General features: G+C 70.0%; 20 protein-coding genes and 1 tRNA gene. 7 read left to right on the forward strand and 14 right to left on the reverse strand.

What is annotated here, in order from left to right:
* Positions 1-50: 50 nt before the first annotated feature.
* The gene (gene dnaE / locus V2W30_RS10610; protein ID WP_338695616.1) at positions 51-3,590 is read right to left on the reverse strand and encodes a DNA polymerase III subunit alpha; all 3,540 of its coding nucleotides are present in this window, start codon (positions 3,588-3,590) and stop codon (positions 51-53) included.
* Between the two features lie 234 nt (positions 3,591-3,824).
* Between dnaE and V2W30_RS10615 the strand changes: the two genes are divergently transcribed.
* From V2W30_RS10615 to V2W30_RS10635, 5 genes are all read left to right on the forward strand, one after another.
* Positions 3,825-5,150, forward strand: coding sequence for a DUF2252 domain-containing protein (locus V2W30_RS10615; RefSeq protein WP_338695618.1), 1,326 nt, complete (start codon positions 3,825-3,827; stop codon positions 5,148-5,150).
* 65 nt (positions 5,151-5,215) lie between these two features.
* Entirely contained in the window at positions 5,216-5,908 is a 693-nt protein-coding gene (locus V2W30_RS10620) for a hypothetical protein (protein WP_338695620.1), read from the forward strand.
* Positions 5,909-5,967: 59 nt separating this feature from the next.
* Entirely contained in the window at positions 5,968-6,786 is an 819-nt protein-coding gene (locus tag V2W30_RS10625) for a thioredoxin domain-containing protein (protein ID WP_338695622.1), read from the forward strand.
* Positions 6,787-6,894: 108 nt separating this feature from the next.
* On the forward strand, positions 6,895-8,544 hold the full coding sequence (locus V2W30_RS10630; protein WP_338695624.1) for an alkaline phosphatase D family protein: 1,650 nt from the start codon (positions 6,895-6,897) through the stop codon (positions 8,542-8,544).
* Positions 8,545-8,856: 312 nt separating this feature from the next.
* Positions 8,857-9,858, forward strand: coding sequence for a zinc metalloprotease (locus V2W30_RS10635; RefSeq protein WP_338695626.1), 1,002 nt, complete (start codon positions 8,857-8,859; stop codon positions 9,856-9,858).
* On the opposite strand, the gene V2W30_RS10640 is transcribed toward V2W30_RS10635, so the two are convergent.
* Entirely contained in the window at positions 9,855-10,424 is a 570-nt protein-coding gene (locus V2W30_RS10640) for a dienelactone hydrolase family protein (RefSeq protein WP_338695630.1), read from the reverse strand. The two genes, V2W30_RS10635 and V2W30_RS10640, sit on opposite strands and share 4 nt — an antisense overlap.
* A gap of 62 nt (positions 10,425-10,486) precedes the next feature.
* Here V2W30_RS10640 and V2W30_RS10645 point away from each other — a divergent pair, with 62 nt between their 5' ends.
* The gene (locus V2W30_RS10645; protein WP_338695631.1) at positions 10,487-11,596 is read left to right on the forward strand and encodes a mechanosensitive ion channel family protein; all 1,110 of its coding nucleotides are present in this window, start codon (positions 10,487-10,489) and stop codon (positions 11,594-11,596) included.
* 12 nt (positions 11,597-11,608) lie between these two features.
* Here V2W30_RS10645 and V2W30_RS10650 read toward each other — a convergent pair whose 3' ends face one another.
* The 6 genes from V2W30_RS10650 to V2W30_RS10675 form a co-directional block, all read right to left on the reverse strand.
* Positions 11,609-12,358, reverse strand: coding sequence for an SDR family oxidoreductase (locus V2W30_RS10650; RefSeq protein WP_338695633.1), 750 nt, complete (start codon positions 12,356-12,358; stop codon positions 11,609-11,611).
* A gap of 77 nt (positions 12,359-12,435) precedes the next feature.
* Positions 12,436-14,022 carry a Na+/H+ antiporter gene (locus tag V2W30_RS10655; RefSeq protein WP_338695635.1) on the reverse strand — a complete coding sequence of 529 codons (1,587 nt, stop codon included), beginning with the start codon at positions 14,020-14,022 and terminating at the stop codon, positions 12,436-12,438.
* A 142-nt stretch (positions 14,023-14,164) separates the two neighbouring features.
* A complete protein-coding gene (locus tag V2W30_RS10660; RefSeq protein ID WP_338695637.1) occupies positions 14,165-14,635 on the reverse strand; it encodes a GNAT family N-acetyltransferase in 471 nt (156 codons plus the stop codon).
* Complete coding sequence (locus V2W30_RS10665) at positions 14,632-15,573, reverse strand: RluA family pseudouridine synthase (RefSeq protein WP_338695639.1); 942 nt, start codon at positions 15,571-15,573, stop codon at positions 14,632-14,634. The genes V2W30_RS10660 and V2W30_RS10665 overlap by 4 nt, the downstream gene beginning before the upstream one ends.
* A gap of 58 nt (positions 15,574-15,631) precedes the next feature.
* On the reverse strand, positions 15,632-16,234 hold the full coding sequence (gene lspA, locus V2W30_RS10670; protein WP_338695641.1) for a signal peptidase II: 603 nt from the start codon (positions 16,232-16,234) through the stop codon (positions 15,632-15,634).
* A 111-nt stretch (positions 16,235-16,345) separates the two neighbouring features.
* Complete coding sequence (locus V2W30_RS10675) at positions 16,346-17,917, reverse strand: TraR/DksA family transcriptional regulator (RefSeq protein ID WP_338695643.1); 1,572 nt, start codon at positions 17,915-17,917, stop codon at positions 16,346-16,348.
* A 636-nt stretch (positions 17,918-18,553) separates the two neighbouring features.
* Here V2W30_RS10675 and ileS point away from each other — a divergent pair.
* Complete coding sequence (gene ileS / locus V2W30_RS10680; protein ID WP_338695645.1) at positions 18,554-21,691, forward strand: isoleucine--tRNA ligase; 3,138 nt, start codon at positions 18,554-18,556, stop codon at positions 21,689-21,691.
* An 87-nt stretch (positions 21,692-21,778) separates the two neighbouring features.
* Here ileS and V2W30_RS10685 read toward each other — a convergent pair.
* The 6 genes from V2W30_RS10685 to pgeF all read right to left on the reverse strand — a co-directional run bounded on the left by V2W30_RS10685 (position 21,779) and on the right by pgeF (position 25,823).
* Positions 21,779-21,852 (reverse strand) — tRNA-Ala (locus tag V2W30_RS10685).
* Positions 21,853-21,994: 142 nt separating this feature from the next.
* The gene (locus V2W30_RS10690; protein ID WP_338695647.1) at positions 21,995-23,170 is read right to left on the reverse strand and encodes a DivIVA domain-containing protein; all 1,176 of its coding nucleotides are present in this window, start codon (positions 23,168-23,170) and stop codon (positions 21,995-21,997) included.
* 46 nt (positions 23,171-23,216) lie between these two features.
* The gene (locus V2W30_RS10695; protein ID WP_188339419.1) at positions 23,217-23,501 is read right to left on the reverse strand and encodes a YggT family protein; all 285 of its coding nucleotides are present in this window, start codon (positions 23,499-23,501) and stop codon (positions 23,217-23,219) included.
* A 75-nt stretch (positions 23,502-23,576) separates the two neighbouring features.
* Positions 23,577-24,221, reverse strand: coding sequence for a cell division protein SepF (locus V2W30_RS10700; protein WP_338695651.1), 645 nt, complete (start codon positions 24,219-24,221; stop codon positions 23,577-23,579).
* A gap of 126 nt (positions 24,222-24,347) precedes the next feature.
* Positions 24,348-25,076 carry a YggS family pyridoxal phosphate-dependent enzyme gene (locus V2W30_RS10705; protein ID WP_338695653.1) on the reverse strand — a complete coding sequence of 243 codons (729 nt, stop codon included), beginning with the start codon at positions 25,074-25,076 and terminating at the stop codon, positions 24,348-24,350.
* 6 nt (positions 25,077-25,082) lie between these two features.
* A complete protein-coding gene (gene pgeF, locus V2W30_RS10710; protein WP_338695654.1) occupies positions 25,083-25,823 on the reverse strand; it encodes a peptidoglycan editing factor PgeF in 741 nt (246 codons plus the stop codon).
* Positions 25,824-25,836 lie beyond the last annotated feature (13 nt).

The raw sequence follows: 25,836 nt of genomic DNA on the forward strand, positions 1-25,836 counted from the left end.
GGGGCTCACCCGGATGTCCGGGTGAGCCCCTCGCGCGTGTCCGGTCCGGCTCAGCCGGCCAGGCAGGACGGGCCGAGCAGCACCTTCAGGTCGCCGAAGAGCGCCGGGTCCGGCTTCACCCGGTGCCGGTCGAGCCGCAGGACCGTGGTCTTGCGCGGCCCCTGGAGCTTGATCCGCACCTCGCTGTCGCCGCGGTGGTGGCTGAGGATCTCGCCGAGGCGGCTGATCATCGGCGGGGTCACCTTCAGGGCGGGGATGGTGAGGATCACCGGCGCGTTGGTGCCCGCGTTCGACAGGTCGGGGACCTGCATCTCCATGGCGACCAGACGCGGCACGTCCTCGCGCTTGTCGAGGCGTCCCTTGACGAACACCACGGCGTCCTCGACGAGTTGGGTCGACACCAGCTGGTAGGTCGCCGGGAAGAACATGCACTCGATGGAACCGGCGAGGTCCTCGACGGTCGCGATCGCCCAGGCGTTGCCCTGCTTGGTCATCTTGCGCTGGAGGCCCGAGATGATGCCGCCGACGGTGACGACGGCACCGTCCCCGAAGTCGCCGCCGGTCAGCTGCCCGATCCCCGCGTCGGCCTTGTCGCTCAGCACGTGCTCCAGACCGAACAGCGGGTGGTCGGACACGTACAGGCCGAGCATCTCCCGCTCCTGGGCGAGCAGATACGTCTTGTCCCACTCGTCGGTGGAGAACTCGACGTCGAGCCCGAAGCCCGGGGCGTCGCTCTCCTCCTCGCCGCCGCCGAAGAGGTCGAACTGCCCTTCCGCTTCCTTCCTCTTGACCGCCACCACGTTGTCGATCATCGGCTCGTACTGCGCGGTGAGGCCCTTGCGGGTGTGTCCCAGCTCGTCGAACGCGCCCGCCTTGATGAGGGATTCGGTCGTCCGCTTGTTGCACGCGGCGGCCTCGACCTTGTCGAGGTAGTCGGGGAACGAGGCGTACTTCCCCTTGGCCTTGCGGGAGCGGATGATCGCGTCCACCACGTTCGTACCGACGTTACGGACGGCCTCCAGGCCGAAGAGGATCACGTCGTCGCCCTGGGCGGCGAAGTTGTGCACCGACTCGTTCACGTTCGGCGGGAGGACCTTGATCTTCATGCGCCGGCACTCGTTCAGGTAGACGGCCGACTTGTCCTTATCGTCCTTCACCGAGGTGAGCAGCGCGGCCATGTACTCGGCCGGGTAGTTGGCCTTCAGGTACGCGGTCCAGTAGGTGACCAGGCCGTACGCGGAGGAGTGCGCCTTGTTGAACGCGTAGCCGGCGAAGGGCACCAGGACGTCCCACAGGGCCTGGATCGCCTGGTCGGAGAAGCCGTTCTTGCGGGCGCCCTCCTGGAAGATGGTGAAGTTCTTCGCCAGTTCCTCGGGCTTCTTCTTGCCCATCACGCGGCGCAGGATGTCGGCCTCGCCGAGCGAGTAGCCGGCGACGATCTGCGCGGCCTTCTGCACCTGCTCCTGGTACACGATGAGGCCGTAGGTGAGGCCCAGCGTCTCCTTCAGGGGCTCTTCGAGCTCCGGGTGGATCGGCGTGATCTCCTGGCGGCCGTTCTTGCGCTCGGCGTAGTTCGTGTGCGAGTTCATGCCCATCGGGCCCGGCCGGTACAGGGCCGAGACGGCGGAAATGTCCTCGAAGTTGTCGGGCTGCATCTGACGCAGCAGCGAACGCATCGGGCCGCCGTCGAACTGGAAGACGCCGAGCGTGTCACCGCGGCAGAGCAGTTCGAAGGTCTTGGGGTCGTCCAGCGGCAGCGAGAGCATCTCCAGGTCGATGCCCTTGTTGGACTTCACCATCTTCACGGCGTCGTCCATGATCGTCAGGTTCCTGAGGCCCAGGAAGTCCATCTTGATCAGGCCGAGCGACTCGCACTGCGGGTAGTCCCACTGCGTGATGGTGACGCCGTCGGTGTGCCGCACCCAGATCGGGGCGTGGTCGATGATCGGCTCGCTGGACATGATGACGCCGGCGGCGTGCACGCCCATCTGCCGGACCAGGCCCTCGACGCCCTTGGCGGTGTCGATGACCTTCTTCACGTCCGGCTCGTTCTCGTACATCGCCCGGATCTCGCCCGCCTCGCTGTAGCGCGGGTGCTTGGGGTCGGTGATGCCGTTGAGGTCGATGCCCTTGCCGAGGACGTCGGCGGGCATCGCCTTGGTGAGGCGGTCGCCCATCGCGTACGGGTAGCCCAGCACGCGCGCGGAGTCCTTGATCGCGTTCTTGGCCTTGATCTTGCCGTAGGTGCCGATCATGGCGACCTTGTCGGCGCCGTACTTCTCGGTCACGTACCTGATCACCTCGACGCGCCTGCGCTCGTCGAAGTCGATGTCGACATCGGGCATGGAGACGCGCTCGGGGTTGAGGAACCGCTCGAAGATCAGTCCGTGCTCGATCGGGTCGAGGTCGGTGATGCCCATGGCGTACGCGACGATCGAACCGGCGGCGGAACCACGCCCGGGGCCCACCGCGATGCCGTTGTTCTTGGCCCACATGATGAAGTCGGCGACGACGAGGAAGTACCCCGGGAACCCCATCTGGATGATGATGTCCATCTCGTACTCGGCCTGCTTCTGCCGGTCCTCGGGGACACCGCCGGGGTAGCGGCGCTCCATGCCGCGCCGCACCTCCTCCTTGAACCAGGTGGTGTTGGTGTAGCCCTCCTCCGGGATGTCGAACTTCGGCATGAGGTCGCGCTTCTCGAACATGCCGGTCGTGTCGATCTGCTCGGCGACCAGGAGGGTGTTGCGGCAGCCCTCCTGCCAGGCGTCCGAGGAGTCGACGGCGTACATCTCGTCGGTCGACTTCAGGTAGTAGCCCGTCCCGTCGAACCGGAAGCGGTCCGGGTCGGAGAGGTTCTTGCCGGTCTGGATGCACAGCAGGGCGTCGTGCGCGGTCGCCTCGTGGGCGTACGTGTAGTGCGAGTCGTTGGTCACCAGCGGCGGGATGCCGAGCTTCTTGCCGATCTCCAGGAGCCCGTCACGGACCCGGCGCTCGATCTCGATGCCGTGGTCCATCAGCTCCAGGAAGTACCGGTCCTTGCCGAAGATGTCCTGGTACTCGGAGGCTGCCTTCAGGGCCTCGTCGAACTGGCCGAGGCGCAGCCGCGTCTGGAGCTCGCCGGAGGGGCAGCCGGTGGAGGCGATCAGGCCCTCGCTCCACTGCGAGATCGTCTCCTTGTCCATGCGCGGCCACTTCTGGAGCCAGCCCTCGGCGTACGCGTCCGAGGACAGCTTGAAGAGGTTGTGCAGGCCCGTCTTGTTCGCCGCCCAGATCGTCTTGTGCGTGTAACCACCCGAACCGGACACGTCGTCGCGCTTCTGGTGCGGCTGGCCCCACTGGATCTTCCGCTTGTTGCGCCGGGACTCCGGGGCGACGTACGCCTCGATGCCGATGATCGGCGTCACACCGGCCTTCTGCGCGGAGTGGAAGAAGTCGTACGCCCCGTGGAGGTTGCCGTGGTCGGACATCGCGATATGGGTCATGCCCATCTCATTGCACGCGTTGAACATGTCCTTCAGCCGCGCGGCACCGTCCAGCAGCGAGTACTGGGTGTGGACGTGCAGGTGCGTGAAGGGCGGCTTTGACACGGTTGGGGCCTCCGAGGGGAAACGCGTGGCGACGGGTGGGGGACAGCTTGGAAGTCTACGACCGGGCACTGACATCCGAGATGAATACGGTGACGCGCAGCGTCTCGATGAGGGGCGGCGGTCGGGTGACGGGAGGGCGGCACTCCGGAGTACGGTCATGCGTTGGACAGGTCAGCACGCCTGCTCCGCGTGTCCCACATCTCACGCATCACTTGCACCAGGAGGCACCCCGCGATGTCCGACCCGCAGCCCACCGCTGAGCAGCGTGGCGAGGAGATCCTCGCCGTCTTCGGCACCGCGTTCGGCGAGCTGCTCGCCGCGGACCCCGCCGCGTTCCGGGTCAAGTTCCGCAAGATGGCCGCCTCGGCGTTCGCCTTCTACCGCGGGACGGCGTGCCTCTTCTACCACGACGTGCAGCGCGAGCAGCACGGCGGACCGTACCTGGACGACCGCACCAGCCGGGTCTGGATCCACGGTGACCTGCACGCGGAGAACTTCGGCACCTACATGGACGCCACGGGCCGGCTGATCTTCAATGTGAACGACTTCGACGAGGCCTACGTCGGCCCGTTCACCTGGGACCTCAAGCGCTTCGCCGCCTCCGTGGCCCTGATCGGCTACGCGAAGGCGCTCAGCGACGAGCAGATCACCGACCTGGTGCGCACGTACGCGGCGGCCTACCGCGAGCGCATCCACGCGCTCGCCACGGGCGCCAAGAGCGACGAGGTGCCGCCCTTCACGCTGGACACGGCGGACGGCGCGCTCCTGGACGCCCTGCGCGACGCCCGCTCGCTGACCCGTTTCGGGCTGCTCGACTCCATGACGGAGATCCGCGACTTCGAGCGCCGCTTCGCGGCGGGCGGCGGCTCCATCGAGCTGGACGCGGCGACGCGCTACAAGGTGCTCGCGGCGTTCGACGGCTATCTGGAGACGCTGCCGGAGTCGTCCCTGACGCGCCCGGACTCCTACCGCGTGAAGGACGTGGTGGGCCGCCGCGGCATCGGCATCGGATCGGCGGGCCTGCCCTCGTACAACATCCTTCTGGAGGGCAACAGCGACGCCCTGGAGAACGATGTCGTGATCTACATGAAGCAGGGCCAGACGCCGGCCGTCTCGCGGCACATCGCCGACCGGGCGATCGCCGAGTACTTCCAGCACGAGGGCCACCGCACGGTGATCTCGCAGCGCGCCCTCCAGGCGCACGCGGACCCGTGGCTGGGCTGGACCGAGCTGGACGGCTCGGGGCAGCTGGTCGCCGAGGTCTCCCCGTACGCGGTGGACCTGGACTGGGGCGACATCGACGACCCGGAGGAGATCGCGGCCGTCGTCGCCGACCTCGGCCGGGCCACGGCGGCGATGCACGCGGCGGCGGACGACCTGTCCGGGCAGTCGCTCGTGCCGTTCTCCACGGAACGCGCCATCGACGCGGCGATCGCGGCGGACGAGGACGGCTTCGCGGGCGTCCTGGTCGACTTCGCGCACTCCTACGGGGCACGCGCGCGTGCGGACCACCAGGTCTTCGTCGACCTGTTCCGCAACGGCCGCATCCCGGGCCTGTAGTCCGAGACCACGGAGAGGCACCCTTTAGGCATCGCTTACAGGAAGCCATGGCACACTCCTCCGCGATGGACGACATATCCGGGGCCATGTCCGGGGCCCAGCTCAGAGCCGTGCGCGCGGCACTCTTCACGGCGCTCGTCGTGACGCTGTCCGCCGCGTCGCACGTCCTGCTGTCCCGGGTCCCGCTGCCGCTCACGACGGTCGCGGCGATCGCCGTGGCCGTCTTCGCGGTCGCCTACGCGCTCGCCGGGCGCGAGCGCGGCTTCGGCCGGATCGCGGCGCTGCTCGTCCCGCTGGAGCTGGCCGCGGACACCGTCTTCACCACCGGACAGCACGTCTGTTACGGCGCGGCGGGCGGCCCGGTGGCGGGCCCGCTGCGCGCGTTCGGCCTCGACCTGCTGTGCGCGGGGAACGTGGGGACGCCGCTGGCCCGGATGACCGGCACCGGTACCGACAAGGCCGCCGTGCTGCTCGCCCACTCCGACCCGGGCGCGTCCTGGCTGCTGCTCGGCGCGCACGTCACGGTCGGGCTGCTCGCGGCGGCCTGGCTGCGCCGCGGCGAGCAGGCCCTCGCGCAACTGCTCCGCGCGGTGGCCGCGTTCACGTTCCGGCCGCTGCTGATCGCCTGCGCCGCGGTCCGCGTGAGCCGCGAGCCGGTGGCCCGCCCCGCGCGCCCCGCCGCCCGCGTACGGGCCGCGCACACCCGGATCTGGGTGCACTCCGTGGGACGGCGTGGACCGCCGTGCCTGGCCGCCTGAGCCAGAGCACCCCGGCCCCACCCCCTTTGTCACCACCACAGACCTACGGAGTACGGATCATGAGCAAGCGCAACAGCCAGCAGGCGAAGACGGCGGCCCGCGAGCGGCTGCGCATCGAGCGCGAGCGCCAGGCCAGGAAGGACAAGACGAAGCGCCAGGCCATCGTGGCCGGTTCCATCGTCGGTGTCCTCGCGATAGTCGGCGCCGGCGCCTACTTCATCAAGCAGGCCAACGAGCCGTCGTACTGGGACGCCGCCAAGAACGACGCCCTGGTCGCGCCGAAGAACACGACCGGCGAGAACAACACCACGGTCACCCTGGGCAAGGACTCCGCCAAGAAGACGATCATCGCGTACGAGGACTCGCGCTGCCCCGTCTGCGCCTCCTTCGAGCAGACCGTCGGCACGACGGTGAAGAAGGACCTCGACGACGGCAAGTACAAGCTCCAGTACGTCGGTGCCACGTTCCTCGACAACAGCCTCCAGGGCGAGGGTTCCAAGAACGCGCTCAGCGCGCTCGGTTCGGCCCTGAACGTCTCCAAGGACGCCTTCTGGGACTTCAAGGAGGCCCTGTACTCCAAGAAGTGGCACCCGGAGGAGACGGACGACAAGTTCAAGGACGACGCGTACCTCATCAAGGTCGCGAACACCATTCCTGAGCTGAAGAACGACAAGGGCTTCCAGAAGGACCTCAAGGACGGCACCTTCGACAAGTGGGCGCTGACGATGTCGAAGAAGTTCGACGACAACAAGTACGGCGTCCAGGGCACGCCGTCCTTCGTCCTGGACGGCAAGAAGATCACCGGCTCGGACGGCGAGAACGCCCCGATGACGGTCGCCGAGTGGAACACCGCCGTGGACAAGGCCCTCAAGGGCTGACGCCGCACGCCCGGCCCGAGCGGGCGATGAGGCACTGACGATGAAGAGCGGGCGAACCTTTCGGGTTCGCCCGCTCCCTGCGTCTACTGATCAGTAATGTGATCGTCCGTGACCAGTCGACTCCTGCCAGAACCCTCAACTCCGCGCCGCCGTACGGTCGTGAAGGCCGCGGCCGCCAGCGCGGTGCTCGCCGTGCCGCTCGCCGCCGCGGCCACCGCCCACGCCGCCGAGGCGCCCGCCTTCCTGCACGGCGTCGCGTCCGGCGACCCGCTGCCCGACGGCGTCCTCCTGTGGACCCGCGTGACCCCGACGCCCGAGGCCGTCCCCGGCTCGGGCCAGGGCCCCGATGTCCAGGTGGACTGGGAGATCGCCGAGGACTCGGCGTTCCGTACGGTCGTGGGCCGGGGCACCACGACCGCGAGCGCCACCTCCGACCACACGGTGAAGGCCGATGTGCGGGGCCTGCGCCCGGCGACCGCCTATTACTTCCGCTTCTCCATAGGGGACGTCCGGTCCCCCACGGCCCGCACCCGTACGGCCCCCGCGGCCGACGCCTCCGCCGCGGGCCTGCGCTTCGGCGTCGTCTCCTGTGCCAACTGGGAGGCCGGCTACTTCTCCGCGTACAGACACCTGGCCGCCCGCAGCGACCTGGACGCGGTCTTCCATCTCGGCGACTACCTGTACGAGTACAAGACCGGCGAGTACCCGGCGGCGGCGTACACCGTCCGTCCGCACCGGCCGGCCCACGAGATCGTCACGCTCGCCGACTACCGGACCCGGCACGGCGCGCACAAGACGGACGACGACGTACGGGCCCTGCACGCCGCGCACCCGCTGATCGCGATCTGGGACGACCACGAGTTCGCCAACGACGCCTGGTCGGGCGGCGCCGAGAACCACACACCGGGCGGCGAAGGCGACTGGGCCGCGCGCCGGCAGGCCGCCAAGCAGGCCTACTTCGAGTGGATGCCGGTGCGCGCGTCCACGGCGGGCACGGTCTACCGCCGGCTGCGCTTCGGCAACCTGGCCGATCTGCACCTGCTCGACCTGCGCTCCTTCCGGTCCCAGCAGTCGGGCGTCGGCAGCGGCGACGTGGACGACGCGGACCGTACGATCACCGGCCGCGCCCAGCTCGACTGGCTGAAGTCCGGGCTCGCCGCCTCCGACGCGCGCTGGAAGCTGGTCGGCACGTCGGTGATGATCTCGCCGGTCGCGTTCGGCTCGCTGCCCGCCCACCTCCTGGGCCCGCTCGGGGAGCTGCTCGGACTGCCGGAGGGCGGGCTCGCGATCAACGTCGACCAGTGGGACGGCTACACGCACGACCGCAAGGAGCTCATCTCCCATCTGCGCGAGCGCGGCATCCGCGACACCGTCTTCCTGACCGGTGACATCCACATGGCGTGGGCCAACGACGTGCCCGCGCAGGCCGCGACGTACCCGCTCTCGCCGTCCGCGGCCACGGAGTTCGTCGTCACGTCGGTGACCTCCGACAACCTCGACGACATCCTGCACGTCGCCCCCGACACCGTCTCCACGGTCGCCGAGGGCGCGATCAAGGCGGCCAACCGGCATGTGAAGTGGCTGGACATGGACTCTCACGGCTACGGAGTCCTGGACGTCACGGCCGAGCGGGCGCAGATGGACTACTACGTGATCTCCGACCGTACGGACAAGAACGCCACGACCTCCTGGAAACGTTCGTACCGCACGCGCAGCGGCACCCAGAAGGTCGAGCGCGCAGACGCGCCCGTACGGTGAATTCCGGCCACCGGCAGGCGCGTTAAGGGCGGATGACACCGCTCCCCGAGCGCTCACGGTGGGTGGTGCGGACGCGGTCCGGCGCGGACCCGAATGCGGACACACCACCCACCCCGGTAACCCCCGCCGTTACGTCCGTATCTCAAACTCCGGACGGGGGCCGAATTTCTTCTCCCGCTTGCCCCGGTTTGCCCGGCACAACTCCCGTACCGATGCGACCAGTTACCCGCTCTTCCAGAAGTGACATGGCCACGTAATCTCCCGGCGGCGGCGAGGACGGTCCTCCCCGCTCGTGTCCGCGAGGAGCCCCTGATGAGTACTCCCGCCCGAACAGCCCGCACCGCCCCGACCCTGCGCCGCCGTCTGCTCGGCACCGCGGTGCTGGCCGGAACCCTGACCCTGGTCCCGCTCTCCGCCCCCACCGGCAGCGCCGCCACGAAGACCACGGCCGCGGAGAAGTGCGCCACCGACACGAACGCGGTCGCCCGCGAGAAGAAGCCCACGGGCGCCGAGCACGCGAACGAGCCGAACGAGCTGACCGCGGCCCAGGCCAAGTCCATGGACGCGGCGCTCCAGAAGAGACTCGACAAGATGCGCGCCGACGGGTCCCTGCGCCAGGGCCTCGCCGCCGCCTCGACGTCGATCCCGGTGTACTTCCACGTCATCCACAGCGGCACCACCGGCAAGCTGTCGGCGACCTCGATCGCCAACCAGATCAGCGTCCTGAACGCCGCCTACAGCGGCCAGGGCACCGGCAACGTGGACTCCGGCTTCACCTTCACGCTGGCCGGTACCGACTACACGGACAACGCGTCCTGGTACAACGGCATCACGCCGGGCTCCACGGCCGAGAAGGCGATGAAGTCGAGCCTGCGCAAGGGCGGCGCGAACGCGCTGAACTTCTACACCGCGGACCTCGGCCAGGACCTGCTCGGCTGGGCCACGTTCCCGTCCTCGTACAAGTCGAACCCGTCCGACGACGGCGTGGTCGTGCTCGACACCTCGCTGCCCGGCGGCTCGGCGACGAACTACAACGAGGGCGACACCGGCACCCATGAGATAGGCCACTGGATGGGGCTCTACCACACGTTCCAGGGCGGCTGTAACGGCAACGGCGACTACGTGGCCGACACCCCGGCCGAGAAGAGCGCCGCCTACCAGTGCCCGACCGGGCGCGACACCTGCACCAACAAGACGGGCGTCGACCCGATCCACAACTTCATGGACTACACGTACGACTCCTGCATGTACCAGTTCACCGCCGGTCAGGTGCAGCGCATGAAGGACAGCTGGACCGCCTACCGGGCCGGCTAGAGGGTCTCCAGGAAGCCGAGCGCCACCCGCCAGGTGGCCTCGGCGGCCTCCTCGTCGTAGTCCGGCAGGTCGGGGTCGGTGTAGAGGTGGCCGGCCCCGGCGTACCGGTAGACCTCGACGTCGGCGCCCGTGCGACCCATCTGGAGGTACCAGGCGGTCAGCCAGTCGTCCGTCTCGAAGGGGTCCGGCTCGGCGACGTGCAGCTGGACCGGGAGCTCGTCCACGGTCACGTTCTCGGCGATGTCGGACGTGCCGTGCAGGAGCAGCAGCCCCTTCACCTTCTCGTCGCCCAGGGCGAGCGTCTGGGCGGTCGCGGCGCCGAACGAGAAGCCCGCGTACACGAGCCCGCGGTCGGAGTAGGGCGCGGCGGCCAGGACGGCGCGCTTGAGCAGCTCGTCCTTGCCGATCTCGTCCTTGAAGGCCATGCCCTCCTCGACGGTGTCGAAGGTCCGGCCCTCGAAGAGATCAGGGGTCCACACCTCGTGCCCGGCGGCGCGCAGCCGGTCGGCCGCGGCCTGCACCGCGGGCCGCAGTCCGTACGTCGAGTGGAAAAGCATGATGTTCATGAGCCCCATGGTGCCAGGACCCGGACACGTGTGAGATCCGCGATCCCGGTTACGGTCGAGGCATGGAGAACGTACTGCGCCCACTGATCGTTGTCGGTGGCTCGGTCGTGCTCACCCTGTTGGTGGGGTGGGCCGTCGACCGTCTGCTGCAGCGCGCCGACCGGCGTCACCACGAGACCCCGTTGTGGGGCCTGCTGCGCCGCTGCCGACTACCCCTCCAATTCGTGCTCTGCACGGCCCTGCTGCGCGGGTCGTACGACCAGGCCCAGATCAGCCCCGAGCACTCCGCCGGGATCGGCCGGACGCTCAGTCTGGTGCTGATCGCCGCGACCGCCTGGCTGCTGATCCGGATCGCCGCCGCCGTCGTCGAGTCCTCGTACGCCCGCTACGCCAACGCCCACCGCGATCCCGCCCGGGTCCGCCGGGTGCGCACCCAGGTCACGCTCATCCAACGGGTCGTGTCCGCGGTCGTCGGGGTGGTGGCGGTGGCCGCGATGCTGCTGACCTTCCCGGCGTTCCGGGCGGCCGGGGCCTCGCTGCTCGCCTCGGCCGGCATCCTCGGCATCGTCGCCGGTGTCGCCGCCCAGTCCACGCTCGGCAACCTCTTCGCCGGCCTTCAGATCGCCTTCGGTGACATGGTCCGCATAGGGGACACCGTGGTCGTGGACGGCGAGTGGGGCACGGTCGAGGAGATCACGCTCACCTTCCTCGCCGTCCGCACCTGGGACGAGCGCCGGATCACGATGCCCGTGTCCTACTTCACGTCGAAGCCGTTCGAGAACTGGTCGCGAGGAGGCGCCCAGATGACCGGCACCGTCTTCTTCCACCTCGACCACAGCGCGCCCGTCCCCGAGATGCGCGAGAAGCTGCACGACATCCTGCGCGAGTGCGCCGCCTGGGACGGCCGCGACTGGGGCCTGGCCGTCACCGACACCACGCCGAGCACCGTCCAGGTCCGCGCCCTGGTCACGGCCAAGGACGCGGATGACATCTGGACGGTACGGGTCACGGTCCGCGAGCAGCTGGTCCGCTGGCTGACCGAGCAGCATCCGTACGCGCTGCCGCGGATCAACACGGCGACGGCCTTGATCTCCCGGAACGACGCGGTGGAGTCCCTGCCCGACCACATGCTCTACCGTGACGGGCACGCCCCGCGCACGGGCCGGGGCTGAGGCCCTGCCCTCTCACCGCCCCAGGACCTCCCCGCCGTTGACCTGGACGATCTGCCCGGTCACATGGGCCCCGCCCGGCGACGCGAGCCACAGGAGGGTGGCCGCGATGTCGCCGGGCGTCCCGGCCCGGCCGGTCGGGATGGCCCCGACGCGTCGGCGGTAGTCCTCCTCGGGCATCGCGGGCCCGAAGAACTCGGTGTCCTCGATGTAGCCCGGCGCGACGGCGTTCACCGTGATGCCGCGCGGCCCGAGCGCCTTGGCGAGGTCGAAGGTGTACGGGTGCAGGGCCGCCTTGGAACCGCCGTACGCGCCGCCCCCGCCCGAGCCGCGCAGGGCGGCGATGGACGACAGGAAGAGGATCCGGCCGCCGGGTGCGGCGATGTTTTCGCGAAGCGCCTCGGTGAGCAGGATCGACGTGAGCGTATTCATACGGAAGTTGGCGTTCCAGTCGTGCGCGACGGCGTCGAGCGGATCGTCCCCTTCCGGCGCCTCGACCATCCGACCGCCGATCCCTCCGGCGCTGTGCACCAGGACGTCGACCGTCCCGCCGAACGCGTCGAGGGCGAAGTCGGCGGCGGCGCGCGCCCCTTGGACCGTGCTCAGGTCGGCGGCGAACGTCAGCGCGCCCGGCACCCCGGCCTTCTCCAGCACCTCGGCCCGCCGCCCGAGCAGCAGCACCCGATCCCCTTCGGCCGCGAAGGCGTGCGCCGCCGCGAGCCCGATTCCCGTACCACCACCGGTGACTATCACGTTACGTGTCATGCACACGAGCCTAGGATGCCGAGCGCACTCCGCGTACCCAAAGCCCCAAGCCACTACGGCTGCACGGCTGCACGGCTCTAACGCAGGCTGCGCACATCCAGTTGCCGCAGCACCCGGTCGACCACCTCGGGGTCGGCCCCCGGCTCGCTCCGCGCGGACAGCACCTCGTGCCGCGCCGCCGACATCATCTCGCCCTGGATGCGCCGGATCCGCTTGATCCTCGCGTACCGCTTGGCCTGCGACTCGCGCCGCTCCTCCGCCCCCATCTCGGGGTTGATGCGCAGCCCGATGTCGTACGCCCGGCGCAGCATCTGCTCCTGCACCTCCTCCGGCAGGTCCTCGACCTCCTCGATCTCCTTGAGCCGCCGCTTCGCGGCCTTCGCGGCGCGCAGGGCGAGCTCCTTCTCGTACTTCTGCTCGATCTCGGTGTCGGCCCGTACCTTCAGCTTCTTCACGAGCCACGGCAGGCTCAGCCCCTGGAGCACCAGCGTCGCCATGATGACCCCGAAGGCGATGAACACGATCTCGTCCCGCTCGGGGAACGGCGAACCGTCGTCCATGGTCAGCGGAATGGCGAGGGCCAGCGCGACGGACGCCACGCCGCGCATCCCCGACCACCACATGACGACGGTCTCGCGCCAGCTGACGGGGATCTCCTCGTCGATGTCGCGCCGCGCGTGCAGCCGCCGCGTCACCCAGGTCATCGGCAACAGCCACAGCAGGCGTACGACGATGACCACGGCGACGATCGCGCCCGCCCAGCCCAGCATCTCGCCCCAGCGCCCCTGTGCCGTCCTGATGACGTTGTGCACTTCGAGGCCGATGAGGCCGAAGGCGACGCCGGTGACGAGGGTGTCGACGACGTCCCAGAAGGCCCGCCCGGTCAGCCGCGTGAGCACGTCGTCGGCGTCGAAGGCGCGCTCGGCGAGGAACATGGCCGTGGTCAGGACGGCGAGCACACCGGAGCCGTGCAGCCCCTCGGCGAGGACGTACGAGGCGTACGGGACGAGGAGCGTGAGGCCGATCTGGAGGGTGGCGTCGCCGAGGTAGCCGATGAGCTTGTTGGCGGCCCAGCCGAACGCCCAGCCGACGGCGACGGCCACGACCGCGGACAGGACGAGCTCCAGGACGGCCTGCGGCAGGGAGAAGGAGCCGCTGACGGCGGCGGCGATCGCGACGTGGTAGAGCACGATCGCGGTCACGTCGTTGAAGAGCCCCTCGCCCTCCAGGATCGACACCAGCCGCCGGGGCAGACCGAGTTGACCGGCGACGGCGGTCGCGGCGACCGGGTCGGGCGGCGCCACGAGCGCGCCGAGCGCGACGGCGGCGGCGAGCGGCAGGCCGGGCACGATGGCGTCGGCGGTGACGGCGACGGCCGCCGTGGTGACGAAGACGAGGGCGACGGCGAGCAGGAAGATCGGGCGTCTGTTGGACGCGAACTGCCGCCACGACGTGCGGTGCACGGCCGCGTAGAGGAGCGGTGGCAGCACGAGCGGCAGGATCAGGTCGGGATTGATGTCGACGTTCGGCACGACCTGGATCAGGGCCAGCACGATGCCGAGCAGGGTCATCAGGACCGGCGCGGGGAGCCCGAGCCGGTCACCGAGCGGGACGCTCAGCACGGCCCCGAGCAACAGCACGAACAGCAGGGCCAATTGATCCACGGGGGCTCCGACCGGACTCGATGATCAAGACGTTCGGAGACCAAGGGTGCCACGCCGAATCGGCATTACCGTCATAACCGGCATTACCGTCATCACTGAAAAAACGGGACGGGTGCCCCACCTGCCTCGGGCGACCGGCCGCTCAGCCGAGGGGCTTGCGCATCGCCCGGTGCGGAATCCCCGCGTCGGGGAACTCGGGCCCGTACACGACGTATCCCAGCCGCTCGTAGAAGCCCAGCGCGTGGGTCTGCGCGTGCAGGTCCACCGCGACGAGCCCGCGCTCCCGCGCGGCCTCCTCGATCGCCCGCACCAGCGCGGCGCCGACGCCGAGACCACGGGCGGCCTTCGCCACGGCCAGCCGTCCGAGCGCGCCCACGTCCGCCGCCCCGCCGTTCTTCGCCGCGGCGGCGTCACCGGTCAGGAGCCGGCCCGTGCCGAGCGCGACCCCGTCCTCCCGGACCGCGACGAGATGCACGGCCCCGGCGTCGTACGCGTCGTACTCAAGGTCCTCCGGCACCCCCTGCTCACCGACGAAGACCTCTCTGCGGACGGCGAAGCAGGCTTCCCGGTCCGCGTCCGCCTCGGCGACACGGACCACGTAGGCGGCGCTCACGAGCTCTCCGCGCGCACCCGGTCGAGCGCGACCTGAAGGTCCTCGGGGTAGTCGCTCTCGAACTGGACCCACTGCCCGTCCGACGGGTGCTCGAAGCCGAGCCGCACCGCGTGCAGCCACTGCCGCGTGAGGCCGAGGCGCTTGCCGAGCGTCGGGTCGGCGCCGTACGTCAGGTCACCGACACAGGGGTGCCGGTGCGCCGACATGTGCACGCGGATCTGGTGGGTCCGGCCGGTCTCCAGCTTGATGTCCAGCAAGGAGGCGGAGCGGAACGCCTCGATGAGGTCGTAGTGCGTCACGGAGGGCTTGCCCTCGGCCGTGACGGCCCACTTGTAGTCGTGGTTCGGGTGCCGGCCGATGGGGGCGTCGATGGTGCCGCTCATCGGGTCGGGGTGCCCCTGGACGAGCGCGTGGTAGCGCTTGTCCGGAACGCGCTCCTTGAACTGGCGCTTCAGCGACGTGTACGCGCGCTCCGACTTGGCGACGACCATCAGCCCGGAGGTGCCGACGTCGAGCCGGTGCACGATGCCCTGGCGCTCGGCGGCGCCGGACGTGGAGATCCGGTAGCCGGCGGCGGCCAGGCCGCCGATGACGGTGGTCCCGGTCCAGCCGGGGCTCGGGTGGGCGGCGACGCCCACCGGCTTCACGATCACGACGATGTCGTCGTCGTCGTGGACGATCTCCATGCCCTCGACGGGCTCGGCGACGATCTGCACCGGAGCGGGTGCCTGCGGCATCTCCACTTCCAGCCAGGCGCCGCCGTGCACCCGCTCGGACTTGCCCACGACCGAGCCGTCGACCATGACCTTCCCGGCGGCGGCAAGCTCGGCGGCCTTGGTACGGGAGAAGCCGAACATGCGGGAGATGGCGGCGTCGACACGCTCGCCCTCCAGGCCGTCGGGCACGGGCAGGGTGCGGATCTCGGGAATGGTGCTCACCCGTCGAGTATGCAGGAGCGTACCGACACTCCCGTACGCCAGCCCCGTGACCTGCGGCTCAGTCCTTGTGCACGGTCCCGTCGGGGTCGATTCCGCGGAAGGAGAGGATCACGATCAGGATGCCGCCGCACACGATGGCGGAGTCGGCCAGGTTGAACACCGGGTAGTTCTTCGGCGCGATGAAGTCGACGACCGCGCCCTCGAAGACGCCCGGCGCCCGGAAGATCCGGTCCGTGAGGTTGCCGAGGGCGCCGCCCAGCAGCAGGCCGAGCGCGATCGCCCAGGGCGTGCTGTAGAGCTTCTTCGCGAGCCGCGCGATCACGACGATCACCGCCGCCGCGATCAACGTGAAGACGATCGTGAACGCCTCGCCGATGCCCCAGGCCGCGCCGGGGTTCCTGATCACCTCGAGCTTGAGCCAGTCGCCGAGGATCTCGATGGAGTCCTGGTGCTCCAGCTTCGCGACCACGAGCAGCTTGCTCACCAGATCGAAGGCGTACGCCAGAGCGGCCACGGCGAACAGGACGGCGATCCGCCGCCTGCCCCTGGGCCGCTCGGCACTCTCCTCGGCCGGAGTGACGGCCTCGCCGTCCTTCTCCGGCTCGGCTGCCCCCGCCTCAGGAGAATCCGGCGTACCGATGATGCGCTCCGCCTCTGCCACGTGAGTCCCTCAAGCTAGGTACCTGACTGAGGACGAGAGTACGACACGCGCGCGCGGCAGCACATGGACGGTGCTGCCGGTACGGTCCCGGACGCCCTGCCCGGCACCCGCTCAGTAGCGGCGCTCCTCCTTCTGCTTGCACTCCACGCACAGGGTCGCGCGCGGGAAGGCCTGCATCCGCGCCTTGCCGATCGGGTTGCCGCAGTTCTCGCAGAGCCCGTACGTGCCCGCGTCCAGGCGCTCCAGGGCCCGCTCGGTCTGCTGGAGCATCTCCCGCGCGTTCGCGGCGAGCGCCATCTCGTGCTCGCGGGTGATGTTCTTCGTGCCGGTGTCGGCGTCGTCGTCCCCGGCGCCGTCGCCGGAGTCCCGCATCAGCCCGGCGAGCCCCTCCTCCGCCGTGGCGATCTCGCTGCCGAGGCGCAGCACCTCGCTCTGCAACTCGGCGCGCGCCTCCTCGACCTCGTCCGGCGTCCAGGGGTCCTCACCCGGCCGGACGGGCAGCTCATCAGGTTCCGCGGCGGCCACCCGCGCCTTGGGAACCGCGCCGGGCTTCTTCGCCGCTGTGGCCGTGCCCTGAGTCTTCTTCGCAACCACTGTCGTGGCTCCCGTCGTCTTCGCGGCCTCGGCCGCGTCCTCGGCCGCGGAGGCGACCGCCTTCTTCACCGCACGCTTGCGACCTGCGGGCTTCTTGCCGACGCCGCCGGTCTCCGTGGCACCGCTCGGCGCGGCACCGGTCGCCTTCTTGCTCGTACGCTTCCCCGCGACCGCCTTCGCTGCACCCTCGCCCCCGACGGAGGCGTCACCACTGCCCGCAGCCTCTGTCCCGGCCACCCGCTTCGCGGCGGCCCCGCCACCGCTCTTGGAGGCCGCACCCTTCCCAGCCGCAGCCTTCCCGGCCGCATTCCCGGAGACCGCGCCGTCCGTGGCCGCACCCTCCGAAACCTCACTCGGTGAAGCGGCGCCCTCGCTCGAAGCAGCACCCTTCGCCCCCGCCGCCGTACCGGCGCCGCCGTCCCCGCCGGCCTTGGTCACGGCACGCTTCGACGCAGCACCGTCGTCCCCGCCGGCCTTCGCCACCACATCCTTCGACGCAGCGCCCTCGTCCCCGTCGGCCTTGGCCGCGGCACGCTTGGAAGCAGCAGCTTTCCTAGCCACCGCCTTCGTAGCCACCGCTTTCACAGACGCCGCCTTCGTAGACGCCGCCTTCGTAGACGCCGCCTTCGTAGACGCTGCCTCCGTGGACGCCGCCTTCGTAGGCGCCGCCTCCGTGGACGCCGCCCCGTCCGTACCAGCCTGCGCCGCCCCACGCTTGGTCGCGGTCGCCCCGCGCTTCGTCGCTCGGGGCTTCGTCGCCGCGCCCTCGGCCGCCCTCGTCATCGTCTTCGTCGTCACGGCCTTCGTCGCCTCAGCCTTCTCGGCCGCGCTCTTCGCGGCGGCGGACTTCTTCCCGGTCGGCGTCTCCCCGGGGGCGGCGGTCGCCTTGGACGTCGACTTGACCGCCTTGCTCGCCTTGCTCGCCTTCGCCCCGTGCGCCGTGCTCGCGGACGCGCCCGCGCCCTTCCCGGCGCCCACGTCCTTGCCCGCACCGCCGGAGGCAGTGTCACGGGCCGCCCCGCCGGAGGCGTCGGCGCCCGCGGATCTGCCGGACGTCGGCTGCTGAACGGCGGTCTTCTTCGCCACCATGGCCGCGGCCCCTTCACATTTTGTGATCTTGCACGCGAATCGTTCTGGGACGATAAATCGACTCAGAGCCCGCGGCAACGGGGCGCACACCCCGATCAGGCCCCGCTCGCGAGGCCGCGCGGGCACCCCGCGACGAACCTGCAAGCGTTGTGCCCAGCTCCCCGCCCGGTAATCCGCCCCTCGCCCGCCCACCCCCGCGGGGCCGGACGGCCGGCCGGGATCCGCCACCGCGCGTGTCGCCATTCGGGTCAGCGGGCCCGCTCGCCGGCCCCCGCCGCACCCCCCGGGAAAACCGGTCGGCCGCCCCCGGCCCGGCGCCGTACACTGGGCGCAGCGAAAAGCGTGGATGGGGCCGAGTAGCGACGTACGCAGCCAAGAGCGATCCGGGGACGGTGGAAGCCCGGAGGCGAGCGCGCCGCGAAGATCACCCCGGAGCCGCCGGAAGAACACCGCAGCGAAGCAGCCGCGGCCAGTAGACCCGGCATCGCGACCCCAATGAGGGGGCTCACCGAAGCGCTCACCGGCGCGAAGGGGAGCCAAGGAGGGTGGTACCGCGGGAGCGCGCCGCACACGGCGTACAGCACATGAGCTCTCGTCCCTCCGACGGAGAGAAGCACGTCCGCCGGAGGAAGACTGATGACGCAGTACCGCCAGGTGCCCGCCCAGGTCGACCTGCCCGCCCTCGAGCACGCGGTGCTCGACTTCTGGCGCGAGCAGAAGATCTTCGCCAAGAGCCTGGAACAGTCCGAAGGACGCCCCGAGTGGGTGTTCTACGAGGGCCCGCCCACGGCCAACGGCATGCCGGGCGCCCACCACATCGAGGCCCGCGTCTTCAAGGACGTCTTCCCCCGCTTCCGCACGATGCGCGGCTACCACGTGGCCCGTAAGGCGGGCTGGGACTGCCACGGCCTCCCGGTAGAGCTCGCGGTCGAGAAGGAGCTCGGCTTCAACGGCAAGAAGGACATCGAGGCGTACGGCATCGCCGAGTTCAACGCCAAGTGCCGCGAGTCCGTGACCCGCCACACCGACGCCTTCTCCGACCTGACGACCCGCATGGGCTACTGGGTCGACCTCGACGACGCGTACCGGACGATGGACCCCGAGTACGTCGAGTCCGTGTGGTGGTCGCTGAAGGAGATCTTCGACAAGGGCCTCCTGGTCCAGGACCACCGCGTCGCCCCCTGGTGCCCGCGCTGCGGCACCGGCCTCTCGGACCACGAGCTGGCGCAGGGCTACGAGACGGTCGTCGACCCTTCGGTCTATGTCCGTTTCCCCCTCACCTCCGGTCCGCTGGCGGGCCAGGCCTCGCTCCTGATCTGGACGACGACCCCCTGGACCCTGGTGTCCAACACGGCGGTCGCCGCCCACCCCGACGTCCGCTACGTCGTCGCGACGAACGGCGAGGAGAAGCTCGTCGTCGCCGAGCCGCTCGTCGAGAAGTCGCTCGGCGAGGGCTGGGAGACGACCGGCGAGTCCTTCACCGGCGCCGAGATGGAGCGCTGGAAGTACCAACGCCCGTTCGAGCTCGTGGAGTTCCCGGCCGAGGCCCACTACGTGGTCAACGCCGAGTACGTGACGACCGAGGACGGTACGGGTCTGGTCCACCAGTCCCCCGCGTTCGGTGAGGACGACCTCAAGGTCTGCCGCGCGTACGGCCTGCCGGTCGTCAACCCGGTCCTGCCCGACGGCACCTTCTCCGCCGAGGTCCCGCTGGTCGGTGGCGTCTTCTTCAAGAAGGCCGACGAGAAGCTGACCGAGGACCTCGGCGCCCGCGGCCTGCTCTACAAGCACGTCCCGTACGAGCACAGCTACCCGCACTGCTGGCGCTGCCACACGGCGCTGCTGTACTACGCGCAGCCCTCCTGGTACATCCGCACCACGGCCGTCAAGGACCGTCTCCTCCAGGAGAACGAGAAGACGAACTGGTTCCCGGAGACCGTCAAGAACGGCCGCTTCGGCGACTGGCTCCAGAACAACATCGACTGGGCCCTGTCCCGCAACCGCTACTGGGGCACCCCGCTGCCGATCTGGCGCTGCGAGGAGGGCCACCTCACGTGCGTCGGCTCCCGCGAGGAGCTGTCGCGGCTGACGGGCACCGACCAGTCGCAGCTCGAACCGCACCGCCCGTACATCGACGACGTCACGTTCCCCTGCACCCACGAGGGCTGCGCGCGGACGGCCACGCGCGTGCCCGAGGTCATCGACGCCTGGTACGACTCGGGTTCGATGCCGTTCGCGCAGTGGGGCTACCCGTACAAGAACAAGGAACTCTTCGAGTCCCGCTACCCGGCGCAGTTCATCAGCGAGGCCATCGACCAGACGCGTGGCTGGTTCTACACGCTGATGGCCATCGGCACGCTGGTCTTCGACAAGTCCTCGTACGAGAACGTGGTCTGCCTCGGCCACATCCTCGCCGAGGACGGACGCAAGATGTCCAAGCACCTGGGCAACACCCTGGACCCGATCCCGCTGATGGACCGGCACGGCGCGGACGCGGTGCGCTGGTTCATGGCGGCCGGCGGCTCCCCGTGGGCGGCGCGCCGCGTCGGCCACGGCACGATCCAGGAGGTCGTCCGCAAGACGCTCCTCACGTACTGGAACACCGTCGCCTTCCAGGCCCTGTACGCCCGTACGTCCGAGTGGGCGCCCAGCGAGGCGGACCCGGCCCCGGCCGACCGCACCGTCCTGGACCGCTGGCTCCTGTCCGAGCTGCACCAGCTCACGGACCAGGTCACCGCGGCCCTGGAGGCGTACGACACCCAGCGCGCCGGCAAGCTCCTCTCGGCGTTCGTCGACGACCTGTCCAACTGGTACGTGCGCCGCTCGCGCCGCCGCTTCTGGCAGGGCGACAAGGCCGCGCTGCGCACCCTGCACGACGTGGTGGTGACCGTCACGCAGCTGATGGCGCCGCTCACGCCGTTCATCGCGGAGCGGGTCTGGCAGGACCTGGTCGTCCCGGTCACGCCGGACGCGCCCGAGTCGGTGCACCTGTCGTCGTGGCCGGAGGCCGACACGTCGGCGATCGACCCGAGCCTGTCGACGCAGATGGCGCTGGTCCGCCGTCTGGTGGAGCTCGGCCGTGCCACGCGCGCGGAGTCGGGCGTCAAGACCCGCCAGCCGCTGTCCCGCGCGCTCGTCGCGGCGTCGGGCTTCGACACGCTCTCCCCCGAGCTGCACTCGCAGATCACGGAGGAGCTGAACGTCTCCTCGCTGGCCTCGCTCTCCGAGGTCGGCGGCTCCCTGGTCGACACGACGGCCAAGGCGAACTTCCGGGCGCTCGGCAAGCGCTTCGGCAAGCGCGTCCAGGACGTCGCGAAGGCCGTGGCGAACGCGGACGCGGCGGCGCTCTCCCTGGCCCTGCGCGAGGGGAACGCCTCGGTGGAGGTCGACGGCGAGACGGTCACGCTCGCCCCCGACGAGGTCATCATCACGGAGACCCCGCGCGAGGGCTGGTCGGTGGCGTCCGACTCCGGCGCCACGGTCGCCCTCGACCTGGAGCTCACGGAGGAGCTGCGGCAGGCGGGCCTGGCCCGTGACGCGATCCGCCTGATCCAGGAGGCCCGCAAGAACAGCGGCCTGGACGTCGCGGACCGGATCGCCCTGCGCTGGACGTCCACGGACCCGGCCGTGATCGCGGCCCTGTCCGAGCACGCCGAGCTCATCGCGGACGAGGTCCTCGCCACGGACTTCGCCCAGGGCGAGGCGGACGACACGTACGGCACCCCGTTCACGGACGAGGGCCTGAGCCTGGAGTTCCGCCTGCGCAAGGCGTAGCACCGCACGCCCGAAGGCCGGGCCGGTCGGAGACTTCTCCGGTGGGCCCGGCCTTCGGCGTTTCGTCCCGTCGCACGGCTGACGCACCGGGGCGGACCGGATTCGAACCGGCGTCCTCCCACATGCGGTGAAGGCGCGACGACCACTGCGCTACGCACCCCGGCGCTGCCCGCACCCTAACGCCCGCCCGCCCGTCGCCACCAGCGGTTCACGGCACGCGAAAGACCCTGGCCCGGATCGCAGAAACGATCCGGGCCAGGGCCTGAATGAACGCCGACGCCTTCTCAGGCGCGCGGGGCGCCCTTAGTTGTCGTCCTCGTCGATGAGGAACCCGCGCATCGGCGACGGGGCCTGCTGCATCGGCTGCGGCGCCTGCGGCCGCACCGGCGCCATCGGCTGCGTCATCGCGGGCGACATCTGCTGCTGGCCTCCGTAGGACGGACCCTGCTGCTGGTTGCCGCCCATGCCCTGGTTGCCACCGTAGGACGGGGCACCCGCACCGGCCGGAGCCATCGACGGCGCCGGCGACGGCGGCAGCGAGGCGGTGGCCGGAGTACGCGGCGGAGCGAGCGAGTCGTCGGCCTGGGTCTCCAGCTGACGCAGCTGCGACTCCAGGTACGACTTCAGACGCGTCCGGTACTCGCGCTCGAAGCCGCGCAGGTCCTCGACCTTGCGCTCCAGCGTGGCGCGAGCGGACTCCAGGGAGCCCATCGCGACGCGGTGCTTCTCCTGCGCGTCCCGCTCCAGGGCGTCGGCCTTGGCACGGGCGTCACGCTCGAGACCCTCGGCGCGGCTGCGGGCCTCGCCGACGATCTTGTTGGCCTCGGAGCGGGCCTCGGCGATCGCCTGGTCGGCGGTCTGCTGGGCCAGCGAGAGGACACGGGCGGCGCTGTCGCCACCGGGGCCCTGACCGGGCTGCTGCATCTGCGGCGGGCCGCCGTGGCCGCCCATCGGACCGCCCATGGGGCCACCGAGCTGCGGCTGGCCGCCCATGGAGCCCTGCATCGGACCCTGGCCCATGGGGCCCTGGCCCATCGGACCCTGACCCATCTGACCGGGACCCTGCGGGCCGCCCTGCGGACCGTGTCCACCGGGACCGGCCGGAAGCTGCGGAGCACCGCTCGGCAGCTGCGGCGGACCGCCCATGGGGCCGCCCATCTGCTGCTGCGGCGGGCCCGATATCCCGGCGGGCACGGGGGCGCCGGGACCGCGCATGCCCTGCGGGGGACCCTGCTGCTGGTCCTGCGGGCCGCCCGGGCCCTCGGGGCCCTTGCGCATGCCGCCCTGCTGCTGGTTCTGTGCGGCGGCACGGGTGGCGGCGGCGAGCTTCGCGCGCAGGTCCTCGTTCTCACGAAGGAGACGGGTCAGTTCGGCTTCGACCTCATCGAGGAAGGCATCGACCTCGTCCTCGTCATAGCCTTCTCGGAGGCGGACGGTCGTGAACTGCTTGTTCCGCACGTCCTCGGGGGTCAACGGCATCTCTTCACCTCAACGTTGTCGTCGGCATTCGGCAAGACCGTATCGTTCACAGCCGGCTCACGACGGAGATCAGGATGTAGACGATGATCATCAGTACGAAGAAGGACAGGTCGAGCGCCACGCCCCCGAGACGCAGCGGCGGAATGAACCGCCGCAGAAGCTTGAGCGGTGGATCAGTGACAGTGTAGGTGGCCTCCAGAACGACCACCATCGCCTTGCCGGGTTGCCACGAGCGGGCGAACTGGAAGACGTAGTCCATGACCAGCCGAAAGATCAGCACGATGAGGAAACACATCAGCGCGATGTAGACCACATCCAAAACCACGCCCATGTCGGTGGTTCCCTCTCCCCTGTGTCTCGTGCCTCGTGACTAGTACCTAGCTAGTCGTCGAACTAGTGCTGCGTCTCAGCTCTGGTTGAAGAACCCGCCCTCTGCGATGCGGGCCTTGTCCTCCGCCGTGACATCGACGTTAGCAGGCGACAACAGGAACACCTTCTGCGTCACCCGCTCGATGCTCCCGTGCAGGCCGAAGACAAGACCGGCGGCAAAGTCGACAAGTCGCTTCGCGTCGGTGTCGTCCATCTCCGTCAGATTCATGATCACCGGGGTGCCCTCACGGAAGTGTTCCCCGATGGTACGGGCCTCGTTGTAGGTCCGGGGGTGCAACGTGGTGATGCGGTAGGGCTCCCGCTCGGACACGACCTTGGGCATGATCACCGGTGCGTTCTTCTCCAGGCTCTGACGTTCAGGTGTGATGGATGCCACGGGGGCGATTCGCGCCGGACGTCCGGATTCAGCGGGGAGCGAAGCGGGCTGCCGTACCGGCTCCCGCTGCGCCGGCGGTTGCACCACTCGTACCGATTCCTCCACGTCCGCCACCGCGCGGGAGTTATGTGACTGATGCGACGGTTCATGCCGTCGGCGGTCACGCTCGGGCTCCGGGTCGAGCTCGGGTTCGAAGTCGTCGTCGGGGTCGAAACCCCGGCCGTCGTACCCATCGTCCTCCACGAGGCCGAGGTAGACCGCCATCTTGCGCATCGCGCCGGCCATGCTCTGAGTCCTCCGCTCTGTGGTGGATCGGCTGACGTCAACCAATGTGCCCGCGATCCACGTGATCTCCCCGCCCATCAGCGAGAATGACCATATTTTCTGCTGTGGTCCGACTTCTTGGCGACGTTACCCGAGCCTGGGTCGGACGCCGAGGACCGCCGTACCGACGCGCACATGTGTCGCTCCGGCCGCCACTGCCTGCTCGAGGTCCGAACTCATCCCTGCCGAGACCATGTTCGCAGCCGGATGGGCCGCGCGCAGGGCAGTCGACAAATCCATGAGGCGCTCGAACGCCGCCTGTTGCCGTCCCGCGTAGTCGCCGGTGAGCGGCGCGACGGTCATCAGTCCGTCGAGTCGCAACCCCGGGGCCTCGGCCACGCGCGCCGCCAACTCCTGCACTCCGCCCACTCCTACGCCACCGCGCTCGCCCCGGCCGTCCTCGTCCGCGTCGAGCGCGACCTGGATCAGGCACCCCAGCTCCCGCTCGGCCCGCACGGCCTCCTTGGACAGCGACGTGACGAGCTTCGCCCGGTCCACGGACTGCACCAGATCGGCATAACTCACCACGGAACGCACCTTGTTGGTCTGGAGCTGACCGACGAAGTGCCAGGTGAGAGGCAGGTCCGCGCACTCCGCCGCCTTGGGGGCGGCGTCCTGGTCCCGGTTCTCCGCCACGTGCCGCACGCCCAGTTCGGACAGGATCCGCACATCGCTCGCGGGGTAGGTCTTGGTGACCACAATCAGGGTCACGTCCTCGCGCTTGCGGCCGGCGGCGTCGCACGCGGCGGAGATACGTTCCTCCACCGCTGCCAGGTTCGCGGCGAGTTCTTCGTTACGTCCCTGAAGGTCCGTCATGTCGTATCAGTCCAGCCAGACATAGCCGGCGAGCCGGCCCGTGGCCTTGTCGCGGCGGTAGGAGAAGTGGTCGTGCGACTCCAGCGTGCACACCGGCGACTGCTGCCGGTCGCGCACCCCGAGCCGCTCCAGTTGCGCGTGCACACCGGCGGTCACATCGACGGCCGGAGTGCCCCAACTGGTCTCGGCGTACGCCGCGGGTTCCACCGCGGCGACCTCCGCGCGCATGTCGGCGGGGACTTCGTAGCAACGGCCACAGACCGCGGGCCCGGTGCGGGCCACGATCCGGGCCGGGTCCGCGCCGAGCCGCACCATCTCCTCGACAGCGGCGGGCACCACTCCGGCGATCATGCCGGGGCGTCCGGCATGTGCGGCGGCAACGACCCCGGCGACCGGGTCCGCCAGCAGGACCGGTGTGCAGTCCGCCGTGAGCACGGCGAGGGCGAGCCCCCGCCGTGCGGTGACGAGCGCGTCGACGGACGGAATGTCGGCGTCCGTGGCCCAGGGCCCATCCACCACCGCCACGTCGGGGCCGTGCACCTGGTTCATCCAGACGACCCGGGACGGTTCGAGGCCGAGCGCCCCGGCCGCCAGCTCCCGATTGCGGAGCACGGCCGCGGGGTCGTCGCCGACCGCGCCGCCGAGATTGAGCTCCTCGTACGGAGCGGCGCTCACTCCGCCCCACCGGTCGGTGAAGGCGAAGTGCGCGCCACTCGCGGAGGTCACAGCGTCGAGCTGCCCTATCACTTCAGTGATCCGT

This window comes from Streptomyces sp. Q6 (genome assembly GCF_036967205.1).
Taxonomy (GTDB): Bacteria; Actinomycetota; Actinomycetes; order Streptomycetales; family Streptomycetaceae; genus Streptomyces; species Streptomyces citrinus.

Excerpts from the sequence above, each read along its gene's own strand:
- V2W30_RS10675 (WP_338695643.1), bottom strand. The coding sequence starts at position 17,917 with ATGGTGGCGAAGAAGACCGCCGTTCAGCAGCCGACGTCCGGCAGATCC.
- V2W30_RS10650 (WP_338695633.1), bottom strand. The coding sequence starts at position 12,358 with ATGACACGTAACGTGATAGTCACCGGTGGTGGTACGGGAATCGGGCTC.
- V2W30_RS10690 (WP_338695647.1), bottom strand. The coding sequence starts at position 23,170 with ATGCCGTTGACCCCCGAGGACGTGCGGAACAAGCAGTTCACGACCGTC.
- V2W30_RS10635 (WP_338695626.1), top strand. The coding sequence starts at position 8,857 with ATGAGTACTCCCGCCCGAACAGCCCGCACCGCCCCGACCCTGCGCCGC.
- ileS (WP_338695645.1), top strand. The coding sequence starts at position 18,554 with ATGACGCAGTACCGCCAGGTGCCCGCCCAGGTCGACCTGCCCGCCCTC.
- V2W30_RS10705 (WP_338695653.1), bottom strand. The coding sequence starts at position 25,076 with ATGACGGACCTTCAGGGACGTAACGAAGAACTCGCCGCGAACCTGGCA.
- V2W30_RS10620 (WP_338695620.1), top strand. The coding sequence starts at position 5,216 with ATGGACGACATATCCGGGGCCATGTCCGGGGCCCAGCTCAGAGCCGTG.
- V2W30_RS10700 (WP_338695651.1), bottom strand. The coding sequence starts at position 24,221 with ATGGCCGGCGCGATGCGCAAGATGGCGGTCTACCTCGGCCTCGTGGAG.
- V2W30_RS10625 (WP_338695622.1), top strand. The coding sequence starts at position 5,968 with ATGAGCAAGCGCAACAGCCAGCAGGCGAAGACGGCGGCCCGCGAGCGG.
- V2W30_RS10645 (WP_338695631.1), top strand. The coding sequence starts at position 10,487 with ATGGAGAACGTACTGCGCCCACTGATCGTTGTCGGTGGCTCGGTCGTG.
- V2W30_RS10695 (WP_188339419.1), bottom strand. The coding sequence starts at position 23,501 with ATGGGCGTGGTTTTGGATGTGGTCTACATCGCGCTGATGTGTTTCCTC.
- V2W30_RS10615 (WP_338695618.1), top strand. The coding sequence starts at position 3,825 with ATGTCCGACCCGCAGCCCACCGCTGAGCAGCGTGGCGAGGAGATCCTC.
- V2W30_RS10640 (WP_338695630.1), bottom strand. The coding sequence starts at position 10,424 with ATGAACATCATGCTTTTCCACTCGACGTACGGACTGCGGCCCGCGGTG.